The sequence below is a fragment of the Collimonas fungivorans Ter331 genome (assembly GCF_000221045.1).
In the GTDB taxonomy this organism is placed as follows: domain Bacteria; phylum Pseudomonadota; class Gammaproteobacteria; order Burkholderiales; family Burkholderiaceae_D; genus Collimonas; species Collimonas fungivorans_A.
This window is the reverse complement of the sequence record NC_015856.1, coordinates 3,986,064-4,001,732: the sequence shown is the minus strand read 5'-3', so window position 1 is coordinate 4,001,732 and position 15,669 is coordinate 3,986,064. Positions and strand designations below refer to the sequence as shown.

Below are 15,669 nucleotides of genomic sequence, written 5' to 3'. Positions count from 1 at the left end.
ATAAACGCTTTTCGGCATTTTTCTTCGCACTCTGCATGGTGTCCCTGGTCGGCTGCGCTGCGACCTCGACGCAGGAAGGCACCGGCGGTTATGTGGATGACGCTGTCATCACGACCAAGGTCAAGGCTGAAATCTTCAACGAGCCAAGCTTGAAATCGGCTGAAATCAATGTCGAGACGTTCAAGGGCGTGGTGCAGCTGAGCGGCTTCGTGGCGCAGCGGGATGACGCCGCCAGGGCTGCCGCAGTGGCGGCCGGGGTCAAGGGCGTGAAATCGGTGAAAAACAATATCTTGCTGAAATAGGTTGTGCCTGTCCGCCGGCGTGAGCCAGAATGGGAAGCGTCCGGCGGACAGGAATTCCGGGTGAAGTGCAAGGTAAGGTATTGAACAGATGCAGGAAACGGATATACACTGAATTTATAGCATTTACATTGACGGCAGTCGGATTGCGTCACACGCTGGCCGGATAACTTATCTGATTGCGACGGTTGAATAGATGATAAAAATTTTGGTGGTTGACGACCATGCGGTAGTCCGTGCCGGCGTCCAGTATTTTATTGCCGACATCCCGGAGATGGAAATCACCGGGGAAGCCGCCAATGCGCAGGAAGCGATCCGGCTGATCCGTTCGCAGGATTATGACATCGTGCTGCTCGACATCGCAATGCCGGACAAGAGCGGAGTGGAAGTGTTGAAACAGATCAAGCGCGAGAAGCCGCTACTGCCGGTGCTGATCTTGAGCATGCATCCGGAGAGCCGTTACGCGGTGCAGGTGCTGCGCAGCGGCGCTGACGGTTATGTGCAGAAAGAGGCGCTGGCGATAGAATTGGTGAAAGCAATCGAGACCGTACTGCAAGGCCACAAGTACATCAGCTATGCAGTGGCCGAACTGTTGACGGCGGACCCCGCCAGCAATGAAAACACGCCGCTGCATGAAACACTGTCAGCGCGCGAATACGAGATTTTTTATAAATTGAGCCAGGGCGAAGGGGTAACCAAGATTGCCGAGGAGCTTTGTCTCAGCGTAAAGACCATTAGTACTTATCGTACCCGCGTACTGCAGAAAATGAGCATGGCCAGCAACGCGGACATTATTTATTATGCGATCAAGAACAACCTGATCGATTAGAGGATGCGATCGTGCCGTATGCAAGGAATGCCAGTTGCCCTCCGGCCTGGCGCAATGCATGAATTGAAGCGAGGGGTGTTGCAAGCTAGTCGCCAAAAAAATGGACCATACAACAACCTCCGATATTGCCAAATCCGGCGCCACGCCGTTGCGGATTTTTCTGGTGGAAGATTCAGCGGCTGTCAGGAATTTGATGATTGATACCTTGAGCGAAATTCCCGGTGTGGTATTTGCCGGGTTTGCCGAGGGGGAAGGCGATGCATTGAAAAAAATCGATGCCGAGCCGTTTGATGTGCTGATCCTGGATATCGAACTCAAGGAAGGCAATGGCATGAGCCTGTTGCGCACCCTGGCGGAAGCGCACAAACCGCTCAATTCCCTGAAAATCATTTTCAGCAATAACGTCAGCAACGCTTTTCGCAATGCCGGCGCGAAATACGGCGTGCGTTTCTTCTTCGATAAAAGTTCCGAATTCACCCAGCTGCGCGATCTGCTGGCAGCATTGGGGACGGGATTGCCTGATCACTGACCGGGCGGTTGCCGTCCGCTGGCTGTTTGCAGCGCTTTCAGTCATACTTACCCGCTGGCAGCCAGCGGGTTTTGTGCTTTCATGACATGACCAGTGCTGGAGGTATTGACCGACACGCATTGACCGCACGCATTGACCGACTACTTGCTGGAGGCGACTTGACGACAGACAGCCCCGAGGCTGGGCTAGGCAATCCGCACTACCGGGAGTTGCTGAAGACACGCGCGCTGGAAAGTCTCGCCACTACCCGCACCTATGTGTCGCGCACCACCATCGCCGCCATCGTCGTGAGCACGGCGCTGATGATCGTGTCCGCCGTGGTGCTGATTGCCTGCGTCTGCCAGGTAACGCTGCCGTTTCCGACTTCGCAGCTGCCACTGATGCGGGCCAACACCGCAGCCGGGTTTTTACTGGCTGCCGGCAGCCTGCTGCTGCGGTGCCTGACGGCCAGGCCGCAACAGGCGATCCGGTTCATCGCGCAAGTGCTGGCTGTGTTGCTGCTGCTGTTTGCCGGCGCCGCGCTTTGGCAAGAAGCCTTCCATAACGCCGCCTGGCTTGAGATCTTCCTTGCGGCGCTGGCGCCGCAGCCTGGTTTGCACAACCCGAGCGGCCTGCATCCCATGGTGGCTATCGGGTTCATTTTGTGCGGACTGGCTTTGCTCCTGCTTGACCGCCGCAGCAAAAAGGAAAGCCACCTGGCCGAATACCTGGCGATCTCCCTTATATTTTTGAGCGCGATCCCGCTGCTGGGTTACCTGTACAACGTTGCGGCAATGACCCAGATGGTCTACGCAACGAGCATTCCGGGGCTGTCGGCCATCGCTTTCCTGTTGTTCGGTATAGCACTGCTGATGTCGCGCCCGCACCGGCGCCTGATGGCGATCATCACGCGCCATGCGCCGGGGGGGCAGATGCTGCGCCGCTCCCTGCCGCAGATGCTGGTGCTGCTGGTCGCGCTGCACTGGCTGGCGGATTGGGGCGCGCGCCACGGTTTCTACGACCGTACCTCGGTGCCGCCGTTGCTGACCTTGATCGACGGCGTGCTGGTGCTGTTCATTTTCTGGCGCACCGCCGGCAAGGTCGACCGCGAATACGGCGCCCGCCTGCAAAGCGCGGCGGAGCTGGCCGAAGCCACCGCCTTGCTGATTGCCGTGAGCGACAATACCAACGATCCGATTTTCGTGAAAGACCACCAGGGACGCCTGATTTTCGCCAACCCGGCTTATTTGCGCCAGCTTGGACTGACGTGGCAAGAGGCCAAGCACCGCAGCAGCGGCGAACTGTTCGCGTGCGAAGAAGATGCGGTGCGCATCGACAGGGATGATGCCCGCATCATGAGCGGCGGGGTCTCGGAAACGCTGGAACAGACGGTACAACTGCCAGGCGACATAGCGACGTTCCAGACCACCAAGGCGCCATGGTTCGACCAGCACAGGCGGGTCATGGGCGTGGTCGGCATCGCCACCGACATCAGCGAGCGCAAGCGCGCCGAGGATTCGCTCAGGCAGCGCGAACTGGAGCTGGAGCGTACTATCGCCCAGCGCACCGCCTTGCTGCGCGAATTGGCCAACCATATGGAAACCATACGGGAAGAAGAGAAGCGGGCGATTGCGCGCGAGCTGCACGACAACATGGGGGCATCCCTGACGGCGCTCAGCATGCACCTGGAAGGTGTCTACAAGATCCTGCCGGAGAATGAGCATTGGCAGCAGCGCCAGGCGCAGATGCAAACCCTGCTCAGCTCGCTGGTGGCGACCACGCGCCGGATCCAGGTTGAATTGCGGCCGAACACGCTTGAGCTGTTCGGCTTGAAAGCGGCGATTCTCGAACAGCTGGAAGATTTTGGCCGGCGCACCGAGATTGTCTGCAAATCCAGCTTGCCGGATGAGGACATTACGGTCGATCACAAGATCGAAATCGCAGTCTATCGCATGCTGCAGGAAATCCTGAACAACGTCTCCAAGCACGCCCAGGCCACCCAGGTCGATTTGATTCTCGACATCGACGAAGACCGGCTGGCGCTGACGGTGCGCGACAACGGCGTCGGCATGTCGCAGCAGCGTTTTGAAAACACCACCACCCACGGTTTGCGCGGCCTGCATGAAAGGGCCACTTACCTGGGTGGGAAAGTCCGCTTTGGCGGCGGCGAAGGCAAGGGCACGACGGTGGTGATCGAATTGCCGGTGCTTGAGCAGGCGCCGGCGGATGGGCCTAAGGCATAAGCAGGCGATGGCAGGGCGGAAGGCTGGGAGCACCAGCCTGGTGCGGGCTTACGGCGGACAGGGATCGGTCGCCACCAGTACGCTGCAGGGTACTTTTTCGACCAGGAGGGTATCGACCGAGCCGCGCCACCAGCGGGTCGCCATCGGTTTCTTGCGCGAATGGCCGACGATTACCAGGTCTATCGCCAGTTTGCTGACCAGGTCGCTGATCACGTTCACCGGTTCACCGCTTTCAAAATGGTCGATCGCCTTGATGCCGGCGTCGCTGAGCAGCTTGTGGCCCTTGATCAGTTCTTGTTCGAGCAGGGTTTTTTCAGCCCTGATGGCGGATTCGGCGACAAATTCGCCTGCCATCAGGTAGGTGGCGAGGTTGATGACTCCCAGCAGGTGGACCTCGACGTCAGCGCCTGGCGCCAGCTGGATGCAGGAATACAGGGCAGAACGGCTTTCGGGCGTGCCATTGTAGGCGACGAGAATTTTCCGGTACATATACCCTCCTGAAAATTATATTTGCAATGGTCTCTGCTTTCATCATAGCGCAGTCTGCGGCTGTCAACCAGAGGCCATTTGGGTATTTGCAGCGATGTTTTGCAGCGCCTGTTTTGCATGATGAAAGGGGGTTTTCGGATTCTGCCGATGCCGTTTTTGGCGCGTTGCGGGTTTCCCCGAATACTGCAAATTGGCCGCGCCTGATCAAAAAGCGGTAAAACTACGGCACTATTGCGCTATGCAGCACTATAAAAGTAGACTTGGCGCGTAGCGCGCCGATTCTGGGCTGCGCAAGCTGCAGCGTTTCGCAACGTGATTGATCAATAAAAAGTCGAAGGAAAAATGGATGTCGGATGAAATCGTGATTGTCGGCGGCGGCGCCGGCGGCCTGGAACTGGCTTGCAAGCTCGGCCGCAAGCTGGGAAGCGGCCACGTCACGCTGGTGGACCGGGCGCTGTACCACATCTGGAAACCGTCGCTGCATGAAGTTGCCGCGGGTACGCGCGATATCCATCAGGAAGGCCTGTCTTACCAGATGTTGGCGCATGACAATAAATTCCGCTTCGTCTATGGCGCCATGACTGCGCTCGACAGCGTCAACAACACGATCACGGTGGATGCGGTGCTGGATGAGTCGGCGCTGGAACTGATCCCGCCGCGCCAGATTGGCTTCAGCAAGCTGGTGATTGCGGTCGGCAGCGTTTCCAACTATTTCGGCATCAGCGGCGCCGAAGAAAATACGATCTCGCTCAACACGACCGAAGACGCCGAACATTTCCGGCTGCGCCTGCTGAAAATGCTGGCGCTGGCGGACCTGCAGAAAGAAAAGGATCCGGAGGCGGGCGTCGACATCGTGATCGTCGGCGGCGGCGCCACCGGCGTCGAACTGGCGGCGGAATTGCGCGACGCCAGCAGCGTCTATACCGATTACGATTTCCCGCACCTGAACCCCAACCGCGACGTCCGCATCACCATTCTGGAAGGCGCGCCGCGATTGCTGGCGCCGCTGACCGAGCGGGTTTCCAAGGCCGCCACCAAGCTGTTGCAGGAGCGCGAAGTGAAGGTGGTCACCGATTGCCGCGTCGCCGCCATCGCGGAGAATTTCGTGACCGACGCCAACGGCAACAATTATGTGTCCGACCTGTGCGTATGGTCGGCCGGCATCAAGGCGCCCGATTTCCTCAAGACCCTGGGCTTGCAGGTGACCAAATCGGGCCAGCTGGAAGTCGACGGCATGCTCAAGGTCGCCGGCAGCAACAATATCTACGCGCTGGGCGATTGCGCTGCTTGCGTCGGCCCCGACGGCAAAATGGTGCCGCCGCGGGCCCAGGCCGCGCACCAGCAGGCCGACTACCTGCTGGAGATGTTCGTGCGCTCGAATAAAGGACAGGCGGCGCAGGATACGCCCTACGTCTACAAGGACCATGGCTCGCTGGTGTCGTTCGGCCGGAATACCTCGGTCGGCACCCTCATGGGCTCGCTGACCAAGCTCGGCTGGTTTGTCGACGGTTTCTTCGCCCGCATGATGTATTCCAGCCTGCACCTGATGCACCTGAACGCCCTGCTGGGGCCGGTGCGCACCGGCGTCACCGCCGCCGCCAGCAGCCTGATGAAGCATGCCAAGCCCTCAGTCAAGTTGCACTGACTTTGTAAGCATGTTGTTCAGATGTAAAAGTATGTATCGTTTGCGTGCTTTCCCTGAAAGTTGGTCTATAGTTCAAATCAACAGCCGTGGACTTAGCGGTCTGTGACTATACGACCCTTGAAGGAGTCAATCATGCTTTACAAAAAATGGATATGTGTTGCGCTGCTGGCCAGCACGACTGCTGCGGTTTCAACCTCTGCCCTGGCATACAACGATGGCGCCAATACCGCCATCGGCGCGGTGGCGGGTGCTGTCATCGGCGGCGCCGTGGGCGGCCGTAACGGCGCTATCGTCGGCGGCGTATTGGGTGCTGCCGTGGGCGCAACTTCCGGCGGCTACCGCGACGACAACCGCGGCTATTACGATCGCGGCCAAGGTTATTATGCGCAGCCTGCGCCGGTGTACTACCGTCCTCAGCCGACTTATTACCAGCCTGCGCCGGTCTATTATCGGCCTGCCCCGGTGTATTACCGTCCGCAGCCTGTGTATTACCGCCCAGCTCCGGTCTATGTGGAAAACCGCGATTACTATCGCCAGCAATATCGGGGCGGTTACTACGAGCGCTGATCCGAGGCTGAATTAAACAAGGGACGCCGGCCCAGATGAGAATCTGGACCGGCGTTTTTTATTGGCGCGCCGGATTCTTTGCTATGCGCCAGGCGCCATACGTCCTATATTGAAAAGGCCAGCGACAGCTGGCCAATACATGGAGGAGACTGCTGTGGAAAAAAACATCAAGCATAGTAAGAAAGAAATTCAGAAAAAAATGCAGCCGGTGAATCCCGCCGAACGCTGGACCGGGCACGCGCTGGATGGCAGCCAGCAGCTCGATATCGTCGAAGAGCAGATGTATGTGAACGAGCCTGGCACCACCATCGACCAGCCGCTGGTGCCGCAGAAACCGCCGAAATGACCGTCCCGCCTGGGACAATTTGTCCAGCCGGAAAAGCCCTCATGGCTGCTGCCGGGCCGAATTGCTACTCATTTGCTAGGCTATAATCGCATTGAGAACGCCTTCCCAAAAAATCCAACAATAAGCAGGAAAATCATGTCGATTCTTTCGGTAAGACCGGCCGAGCGCCGTCTTGGCGCACAGTTCCTGTTTTTCCTTGCGGCCGCGCTGTCGCCTGTCCTCGTCACTGCGGCCGACGCGGATGCAGGTCCAGTGCCGGACACCATTAAACAACGCCTCGCCGCCTGCACCGCCTGCCATGGCGAGCAGGGACGCGCCACCAACGACGGTTATTACCCGCGCATCGCCGGCAAGCCGGCCGGTTATCTCTATAACCAGCTGCACAATTTTCGCGAAGGACGCCGGCAGTATCCGATGATGACTTACCTGGTCGACCATCTGTCGGACGCCTACCTGCAGGAAATCGCCCAGTATTTTGCCGACCAGCATCCGCCTTATCCACCGCCGCAGCCTCCCGATCCGTCGAGCGCGACGCGGGCGCGCGGCGAAATCCTGGTCAACCGGGGCGACTCTGCCAAGAAGATCCCGGCCTGCATCGCCTGCCATGGCAGCGCCATGACCGGCGTTTTGCCGACCACGCCAGGCCTGCTCGGCCTGCCGCGCGATTACCTGGTGGGCCAGATCGGCGCCTGGAAAACCGGTGCGCGCCACGCCGTGGCGCCCGACTGCATGGCGCAGGTAGTGCAGCGCCTGAGCGCGGAAGACATCGGCGCGGTGGCGTCCTGGCTGGCGGCGCAGCCGGTGCCTGCCGACGCTACGGCGGCCGCTCCCACCACCGCCAAGCTGCCGCTGGCTTGCGGCAGCATCCTCCTGCCTCCGGCCAACCCTTGATCAAACAGAGCGCAGAATGAAACGACTACTCAAGTGGCTGCTGGCGGGTTTGCTGTTACTGATCATTGCGGCTGTCGCGGTCGTGGTGGCCTTGAATGCCGATGACCGCAGCGCGCCGTCGCAGCCGGCGCAAGCGGCAGCGAATCCTGCCGAGCAGATAAGCCGCGGCGCTTACCTGGTGCAGGGCGGCGACTGCATGGCTTGCCATACGGCGCGCGGCGGCAAGGAACTGGCCGGCGGGCGCGCAATACAGACGCCGTTCGGCGCCATCTATGCGCCGAATCTCACGCCCGATAGGGAAACCGGCATCGGCTCCTGGTCGGCTGACGATTTCTGGCAAGCGCTGCACAACGGCAAATCGAAAGACGGCAGCCTGCTGTATCCGGCTTTCCCGTACACGAACTACACCAAGGTCACACGCAGCGACGCCGACGCCATGTTTGCGTATCTGCGCAGCGTGCCGGCGGTGCAGCAGAAGAACCGCCAGTCCGATTTGCGTTTTCCCTATAACAACCGGTTCCTGCTCTACGGCTGGCGCGCCCTGTATTTCCGGCCTGGGACGTATCAGGACGAGACCCGGCAATCGGTCGAATGGAACCGCGGCGCCTACCTGGTGCAGGGACTGGGCCATTGCAGCGCTTGCCACACTACCCGCAATGCCCTGGGCGGCACCGACTTGAAAGCCGACCTGGGCGGCGGTTTTATCCCGGTGGTCAACTGGTATGCGCCGTCGCTCACTTCGGACCAGGAAATCGGCCTTGGCAACTGGGATATCGAGCACATCACGGGCCTGCTGAAAAACGGCGTCTCGCCGCGCGGCACGGTGCTGGGACCGATGGCGGAAGTGGTGGGCGCCAGCCTGCAGCACCTGAGCGACCAGGACGTACGCGCCATGGCGGTCTACCTGAAATCCTTGCCGCGCCAGAAGGAAGCGTCGGAACCCAAGGAGCGTGCCAGTCCGGACGAAGTGGCGCGGGTGATGGAGCTGGGCCAGAAGATCTACAAAAACCATTGCATCGATTGCCACCAGGCTTCCGGCAAAGGCCAGTGGCCGGCTTATCCGCCGCTGGCAAGCAATCACGCGATCACCATGCCGGCGCCGGTGAATGCGATCCGGGTGGTCCTCAACGGCGGATTTGCGCCGAGCACCGCGGCCAATCCGCGTCCTTACGGCATGCCGCCTTACGGGCCGGCCTTGAGCGATAGCGAAGTGGCGGCAGTGGTCTCGTATATTCGCAACAGCTGGGGCAACAAGGCGCCGATCGTGAGCGCGGCCGAGGTCAATCGTTATCGCGCGGTGCCGCTGGAGTAAGGGGGCACAGAGGCGTGCCCGCCCTACACAGTCAGCATGATCTTGCCGATATGCGAACTGCTTTCCATCAGCGCATGCGCTTGCGCCGCCTGCTCGAGCGGGAAAGTCTTGAAGATCACCGGCTTGATTTTTTTTGCCGCTAGCAGCGGCCAGACGCGCTCCTGCAGCTGGGCAGCGATGGCAGCCTTGAAGGCGATCGGCCTTGGCCGCAGGGTCGAGCCGGTAATCGTCAGGCGCCGCATCATGATGTGGCGGAAATCGATATTGGCGCTGCTGCCGCCCAGGGTGGCGATGAAGACCAGGCGGCCGTCGTCGGCCAGGCAGCTGATTTCGCGCGGCACGTAATCGCCGGCCACCATGTCCAGGATCACGTTGACGCCCTTGCCGTCGGTGGCGGCCTTGATGACCGCGGCGAAATCTTCAGTGCGGTAATTGATCGCGCGTTCGGCGCCCAGCGCTTCGCAGGCGCGGCATTTTTCATCCGAGCCGGCGGTGGCGAATACCCGGTGGCCGAGCGCCGTGGCGATCTGGATCGCCGCCGCGCCGATGCCGGAACTGCCGCCCTGCACCAGCAGGGTCTCGCCGCTCGCCAGTTTGGCGCGGTCGAAGACATTGCTCCAGACGGTAAAAAAGGTTTCCGGCAGCGACGCCGCTTCCACCGCGCTCCATCCCTCTGGCAGCGGCAGGCACTGGGCGGTTGGCGCGCAACAGTATTCGGCGTAACCGCCGCCTTGCACCAGGGCGCATACCAAGTCGCCTTTCTTGAAGGGGCTGCCGGCGAAATCGCCGTCGACGATTTCGCCGGCGATCTCCAGCCCCGGCAAATCGGAAGCGCCGGGCGGCGGCGAATAGTTGCCGGTGCGCTGGAACACGTCCGGCCGGTTGATGCCGGCGGCCTGCACCTTGATCAGGACTTCACCTGGCTTGAACGAGGGCAGGGGACGTTCGCAGATCTGCAGTACTTCTGGGCCGCCGGGATGGGTGATTTCGATAGCGCGCATGACATGGCCTCAAGGTAAAAGAACCATTGTATGACAAGTCCAATTTCTCTTTTGAAAGCACAAGTAATAGCTTTTCTGTATTAGCCCGGCATAAGTATTCACGTTATTATTTTGATGCTCTTGGGTAAGATTTCTTTATGGAAATTCAATCAGTCAGGGACTTAAAGTCAAGGGCTTAAAGAACAGGCGATGACCGACCGCGCACATCATGCACGTAATGCAGGCAACAAAGCCATGTCCAAGCCGGCCTGGCATCCTATCAGCGCGTCGCCGGCGACGCGGCAGGCGAGCAGCCGCCAGCGGCGGCGCGCATTGTGGGTCTGCGTCGGCATCGTGCTGGGAACGCTGCTGTTGCTGCCGGCGGCAGCGGTCATGGGGCCGCGGGTGCCGGCCTTCCTGCCTTCCTACCAGACCGCGACCGTGGTCGCCTACATCATCATCACCTACCTGATTTTTGCCCACTACCGCGCCACCAGGACGCTCGATCTGCTGTATATCGGCGCCGCCTGCTTTTATTGCGCCGGGATTTTCCTGCTGCAGTTCCTGGCCTTGCCCGACATGTTCCTGCCGCAGGGAGCATTGCTGGGCGGGCCGCAGACCACGATCTGGCTATGGTTTTTCTGGCATGCCGGCCTGGCGCTGGGCATCCTGGCCTATGCCGCCAGCCGCTGGTGGAGCCCGGCCCTGGCGCATTACCATCCCGAGCGCATGGCGCAATGGCTGATGGCCGCGGTGATGGCGGCGCTGGTCGCCAGCCTGGCGCTGGTCACGGCATTCCATGAGCAGTTGCCGGTGCTCGACAACAACGGCGACTTTCATGGCGTGGTCAGCAGTGGCGTCGGCCCCTTGCTGCAAGGGATCACCGCTTTAGCCTTGCTGGTGCTGTGGCAGGCCACCCGCTTTCGGGCGGTCTTGCACGTGTGGCTGGGGGTAGCACTGGTCGCGCTACTATGCGACAACGCCATCACCATGGCCGGCGGCAGCCAGTTTTCCGTGGGCTGGTATGTCGGCCGCTGCAACGCACTGGTTTCCGCCACGCTGCTGCTGCTGATCTACCTGCGCGAAATGAACCAGGTCTATCTGAAGACGGTGCAGGATGCCCGTTTGCTGGCGCTGAACAACGCCATGCTGGAAGTCAGGATGGACCAGGTGCGGCTGGACGACCTGACCGGGCTGCCCAGCCGTTCCCTGTTCCTGGAGCTGGCGGAAACCTTGCGCAGCCGCGATTTGCCGGGCCGCCATGCGGTGGCGCTGCTATTCATTGACCTGGACGGATTCAAGCGCATCAACGACGATCTCGGGCATGACCGCGGCGATGCCGTGCTGATCGAAGTGGCTGCCGCCCTCAGATCGGTGCTGCGCGACAGCGATATCGCCGGCCGTGTCGGCGGCGACGAATTCGTGGTGTGCCTGGTGGCGCCCGCCGCCGTCATCAAAGCTACCGCCACCGCGGTCGCCGGCCGCATCGTCAGCCGCGTCGCCGCCATCGGCGACGGTATCGGCTGCAGCATCGGCATCGCCCTGTGCCAGGCTGAAAACATGGAATGGGATTCCGCCATGCGCCAGGCGGATGAAGCAATGTACCAGGCCAAGCGCCAGGGCAAAAGCCGCTTCACGGTATACGGCCATACGCTGCTGGATGAGATGGCTTGAAGCGAGGCAGTCCGCCTGCTGGAAATATCATTAAATCAATAATCGATGAATTCGATCGCTTTCCCGTAAATTTTCCGTTTTTCTTTTAATTTTCCCTCGGCCATACTGCAATTCACCGGTGCTGTATCAGCGCCAGTCGGAAGAAACCGATGCCTGTTTTTAATTTCGAATTAATTGCATAAGGACATATCATGCCAACCGAAAAAACCATAAGCGCAGACATGATTTTGTTGAACGGCCGCTTCCACACGGTCGACAAGGCGCAGCCGCTGGCGACGGCGGTGGCGATACAGGATGGCAAATTCATTGCGGTGGGCGATGCGGAAGAGGCGATGCGTCATCGCGGCGCGGCGACCCAGGTGATCGACCTGAACGGCCGCACCGCGATCCCCGGCTTGAACGACTCCCACTTGCACCTGATCCGCGGCGGCCTCAACTACAACCTGGAATTGCGCTGGGAAGGCGTGCCTTCGCTGGCGGACGCCTTGCGCATGTTGAAAGAGCAGGCGCTGCGCACGCCGCATCCGCAGTGGGTGCGGGTGGTCGGCGGCTGGACCGAATTCCAATTCGCCGAAAAACGCATGCCGACCCTGGAAGAAATCAATGCCGCCGCGCCCGACACGCCGGTGTTCGTCCTCCACCTGTACGACCGCGCCTTGCTCAACCGCGCCGCCTTGCGCGCCGTCGGCTATACCAAGGACACGCCGAATCCGCCGGGCGGCGAAATCCAGCGCGACGCCGCCGGCAATCCGACCGGGATGCTGATCGCCAAGCCGAATGCGATGATCCTGTATGCAACCCTGGCCAAAGGCCCGGCCTTGCCGCACGAGCTGCAAGTCAATTCCACCCGCCAGTTCATGCGCGAGCTGAACCGGCTGGGCCTCACCAGCGCCATCGATGCCGGCGGCGGCTTCCAGAATTATCCCGAAGACTACGCCATCATCGACCAGCTGGCGCGCGACCAGCAGCTGACGATACGCATCGCCTACAACCTGTTCACCCAGCGCAAAGGGCAGGAGCTGGAAGATTTCCAGAAATGGACCAGCATGGTCACGCCCGGCCAGGGCGACGATTTCTACCGCCATAACGGCGCCGGCGAGATGCTGGTGTTTTCGGCGGCGGACTTTGAAGACTTCCTGGAGCCGCGGCCGGAACTGGCGGCCGGCATGGAAGACGAACTGGAAAAAGTGGTGCGGCACCTGGTCTCGCAGCGCTGGCCGTTCCGCCTGCATGCTACCTACAACGAATCGATCAGCCGCATGCTGGACGTGTTTGAAAAAGTGAACCGCGAGATTCCTTTCGACGGCCTGCACTGGATCTTCGACCATGCGGAAACCATCACGCCGCAGAACATCGAACGGGTGCGCGTGCTGGGCGGCGGCATCGCCATCCAGCACCGGATGGCGTTCCAGGGCGAATATTTTGTCGACCGTTATGGCGCCGAAGCTGCCGCCCATACGCCGCCGATAGCGCGCATGCTGGAGATGGGCGTGCCGGTCGGCGCCGGCACCGATGCCACCCGGGTGGCCAGCTACAACCCTTGGACCGCGCTGTACTGGCTGGTATCGGGACGCACCGTCGGCGGCATGAAACTGTATGACAGCGCAGCCCGGCTACCGCGCGAAACCGCGCTCGAACTGTGGACCAACGGCAGCGCCTGGTTCTCCAGCGAGCAGGGCAAGAAGGGCCGCATCAGGCAAGGGCAGCTGGCGGACCTGGCGGTGCTGTCGGCAGACTTCTTCAGTATCGATGAAGACAGCATCAAGGCGCTGGAATCGGTGCTGACGGTAGTGGGCGGCAAGATCGTCTACGGCGCCGCAGAATTCGGGCCGCTGGCGCCGCCGCCGATCCCGGTATTGCCGGACTGGTCGCCGGTGAAGAATGTGCCGGGTCATTATCGTCCGGTGCCGCAGCAGCGCCAGGCCCTGCCGCATCAGTGCGCGGGCGCCTGCGGCGTGCACGCTCATGCGCACGATGCAGCAAGAAAATCGACGGTGCCGATTTCGGACTATTCGGGATTCTGGGGCGCGTTGGGTTGCAGCTGTTTCGCTTTTTAGGCTTATTGCGGACGGCCCGGTGGAAGTCCGGCCTGGGAACGATTTGAGGATTACTATGCGCTATACAAAACGAAAATCACATGTTAACCGGCCCTAAGCTTGACGGAGGACGCACGATGCAGGCAAGCAATCGCAGGACCCATCAATCGGTCGTACTGAGCTTCCTGGCCGGTTATGTCGACACCGTAGGTTTCGTCGCCCTGTTCGGCCTGTTCACCGCCCACGTCACCGGCAACTTCGTGCTGATCGGCAGCGAGCTGGCCAACCATTCGCACGGCGTGCTGATCAAGCTGCTGGCGTTCCCGGCCTTTATATTCGCGGTGGCGCTCACGCGCGTCACGCTGATCTGGCTCGAGCGCGGCGCCCGGCCGCCGATGCCTTATCTGCTGATGCTGCAGCTGATTTTTTTGCTGGGCTTCATGACCGCCGGCTGCCTGGCGCAGCCGCTCGGCGACACGGAAGCGCCGCTGGCCCTGCTGGCAGGCATCTGCGGCGCGGCTTGCATGGGTGTGCAGAACGCCAGCAGCCGCCTGGTGCTGCAGCACCTGACGCCAACCACGGTCATGACCGGCAATGTCACCCAGCTGGTGATTGACCTGGTCGATATCCTGCGCGGTGCGGCGGATGAAGCGGTGCGCCAGCGCTGCATCAAATTCTTCTGGCCGGTAGTGATGTTCGGCGTCGGCGCCATCGGCGGCGCCTTTGCCTACAAGTACCTGCTGTTCCTGTCCCTGCTGTTGCCGGCGGCGTTGCTGGTCTGGCTGGCGGTGACGGAATATCTTTCAGAAAAGGGCGAAGCGGGATCGCCATCAACTTTATAATGGTCGAGGAATTACGGCGATATTGCCGATCTGGCAATCCTTGACCGAGGCGACGAAAGAAATGACCTACCTGTTTCATTTGATTGAGCAATATGGGCTGGTCATCGTCTTTTTCAATGTGCTGGCTGAACAGCTGGGAGCGCCGGTGCCGGCTTATCCGACGCTGGTGATTACCGGCGCGCTGATGCACCGCGGCGAGTATTCTGCGCCGGTGCTGTTGCTGACGGCGGTGGTTGCGGCGCTGATCGCCGATTTCCTCTGGTACATGGCGGGCCGGCGTTACGGCAGGAAGGTGCTGTCTACCTTGTGCCGGATTTCGCTGTCGCCCGATTCCTGCGTGCGGCAAACCGAGTCCATCTATTCGCGCTGGGGCGCGCGTTCGCTGCTGGTCGCCAAGTTCATCCCGGGTTTTGCTTCCATCGCCAGCGCGCTGGCCGGCACCATCGGCACCAGCCGCACCACCTTCATCCTCTACGACAGCATAGGCGCGGCATTGTGGGCCGGCCTGGCGATTTTCCTCGGCTCGCTGTTCAGCACCACCATCGACGACCTGCTGAGCGTGCTGACCGAGCTCGGCCAGTACGGCATGATGCTGGTCGCCGCCGGCTTTGCAATATTCGTCGCCAGCAAATGGTGGCAGCGCCGGCGTTTCCGCATGTCCCTGCGCATGGCGCGCATCTCGGTGGCGGAACTGGACCAGCTGTTCAAGCAGGGCATTACGCCGGCCATCGTCGACGTCCGCTCGCCGGCTTCGCAGCAGGCCGGGCGCATCCCTGGCGCGCGCACCATCACGCACCAGGAAATCAACAGCTTTGTATTCGATGCGCCGGTGGACCAGGAAGTGATCGTCTACTGCGCCTGCCCGAACGAAGCTTCGGCGGCGCTGGTCGCCAAGCAGCTGATGCTGAGGGGTTACAAGAAGGTGCGGCCGCTGTCTGGCGGCATAGACGCCTGGATCGCGGCCGGCTACGCGATCGATTCCTAATCCTTTCCTCTCTATCGGGAGCT

Annotated in this window: 15 protein-coding genes; 13 read left to right on the top strand and 2 right to left on the bottom strand. The window is 60.9% G+C overall.

Annotated elements, in window-relative coordinates:
• Positions 1-35: 35 nt before the first annotated feature.
• The 4 genes from CFU_RS17820 to CFU_RS17805 all read left to right on the top strand — a co-directional run bounded on the left by CFU_RS17820 (position 36) and on the right by CFU_RS17805 (position 3,879).
• Positions 36-302, top strand: coding sequence for a BON domain-containing protein (locus CFU_RS17820; RefSeq protein ID WP_050808763.1), 267 nt, complete (start codon positions 36-38; stop codon positions 300-302).
• Between the two features lie 193 nt (positions 303-495).
• Positions 496-1,128, top strand: coding sequence for a response regulator (locus CFU_RS17815; protein ID WP_014007401.1), 633 nt, complete (start codon positions 496-498; stop codon positions 1,126-1,128).
• A gap of 193 nt (positions 1,129-1,321) precedes the next feature.
• The gene (locus CFU_RS17810; RefSeq protein ID WP_238531334.1) at positions 1,322-1,657 is read left to right on the top strand and encodes a response regulator; all 336 of its coding nucleotides are present in this window, start codon (positions 1,322-1,324) and stop codon (positions 1,655-1,657) included.
• A gap of 158 nt (positions 1,658-1,815) precedes the next feature.
• Entirely contained in the window at positions 1,816-3,879 is a 2,064-nt protein-coding gene (locus CFU_RS17805; RefSeq protein ID WP_050808633.1) for a PAS domain-containing sensor histidine kinase, read from the top strand.
• Between the two features lie 48 nt (positions 3,880-3,927).
• Here CFU_RS17805 and CFU_RS17800 read toward each other — a convergent pair whose 3' ends face one another.
• Positions 3,928-4,368, bottom strand: a complete 441-nt coding sequence (locus tag CFU_RS17800; protein ID WP_014007398.1) for a universal stress protein — start codon at positions 4,366-4,368, stop codon at positions 3,928-3,930.
• Positions 4,369-4,714: 346 nt separating this feature from the next.
• Between CFU_RS17800 and CFU_RS17795 the strand changes: the two genes are divergently transcribed.
• The 5 genes from CFU_RS17795 to CFU_RS17775 all read left to right on the top strand — a co-directional run bounded on the left by CFU_RS17795 (position 4,715) and on the right by CFU_RS17775 (position 9,129).
• Positions 4,715-6,013, top strand: a complete 1,299-nt coding sequence (locus CFU_RS17795) for an NAD(P)/FAD-dependent oxidoreductase (RefSeq protein WP_041743642.1) — start codon at positions 4,715-4,717, stop codon at positions 6,011-6,013.
• Between the two features lie 132 nt (positions 6,014-6,145).
• Positions 6,146-6,580: a glycine zipper domain-containing protein gene (locus CFU_RS17790; RefSeq protein ID WP_041742322.1), complete on the top strand. Its 435-nt coding sequence runs from the start codon at positions 6,146-6,148 to the stop codon at positions 6,578-6,580.
• A 154-nt stretch (positions 6,581-6,734) separates the two neighbouring features.
• Positions 6,735-6,926: a hypothetical protein gene (locus tag CFU_RS17785; RefSeq protein ID WP_148264877.1), complete on the top strand. Its 192-nt coding sequence runs from the start codon at positions 6,735-6,737 to the stop codon at positions 6,924-6,926.
• 135 nt (positions 6,927-7,061) lie between these two features.
• The gene (locus CFU_RS17780) at positions 7,062-7,817 is read left to right on the top strand and encodes a c-type cytochrome (protein ID WP_148264876.1); all 756 of its coding nucleotides are present in this window, start codon (positions 7,062-7,064) and stop codon (positions 7,815-7,817) included.
• A gap of 16 nt (positions 7,818-7,833) precedes the next feature.
• A complete protein-coding gene (locus CFU_RS17775) occupies positions 7,834-9,129 on the top strand; it encodes a c-type cytochrome (RefSeq protein WP_014007393.1) in 1,296 nt (431 codons plus the stop codon).
• Positions 9,130-9,152: 23 nt separating this feature from the next.
• On the opposite strand, the gene CFU_RS17770 is transcribed toward CFU_RS17775, so the two are convergent.
• The gene (locus tag CFU_RS17770) at positions 9,153-10,130 is read right to left on the bottom strand and encodes an NAD(P)H-quinone oxidoreductase (protein WP_014007392.1); all 978 of its coding nucleotides are present in this window, start codon (positions 10,128-10,130) and stop codon (positions 9,153-9,155) included.
• Positions 10,131-10,319: 189 nt separating this feature from the next.
• Between CFU_RS17770 and CFU_RS17765 the strand changes: the two genes are divergently transcribed.
• The 4 genes from CFU_RS17765 (at position 10,320) to CFU_RS17750 (ending at position 15,646) form a co-directional block, all read left to right on the top strand.
• Positions 10,320-11,783 carry a GGDEF domain-containing protein gene (locus tag CFU_RS17765; RefSeq protein ID WP_014007391.1) on the top strand — a complete coding sequence of 488 codons (1,464 nt, stop codon included), beginning with the start codon at positions 10,320-10,322 and terminating at the stop codon, positions 11,781-11,783.
• 191 nt (positions 11,784-11,974) lie between these two features.
• Positions 11,975-13,840, top strand: coding sequence for an amidohydrolase (locus CFU_RS17760; RefSeq protein ID WP_014007390.1), 1,866 nt, complete (start codon positions 11,975-11,977; stop codon positions 13,838-13,840).
• 116 nt (positions 13,841-13,956) lie between these two features.
• The gene (locus CFU_RS17755; protein ID WP_041742319.1) at positions 13,957-14,661 is read left to right on the top strand and encodes a YoaK family protein; all 705 of its coding nucleotides are present in this window, start codon (positions 13,957-13,959) and stop codon (positions 14,659-14,661) included.
• 61 nt (positions 14,662-14,722) lie between these two features.
• Positions 14,723-15,646, top strand: a complete 924-nt coding sequence (locus CFU_RS17750) for a DedA family protein/thiosulfate sulfurtransferase GlpE (RefSeq protein WP_041743639.1) — start codon at positions 14,723-14,725, stop codon at positions 15,644-15,646.
• The last annotated feature ends 23 nt before the right edge of the window (positions 15,647-15,669 follow it).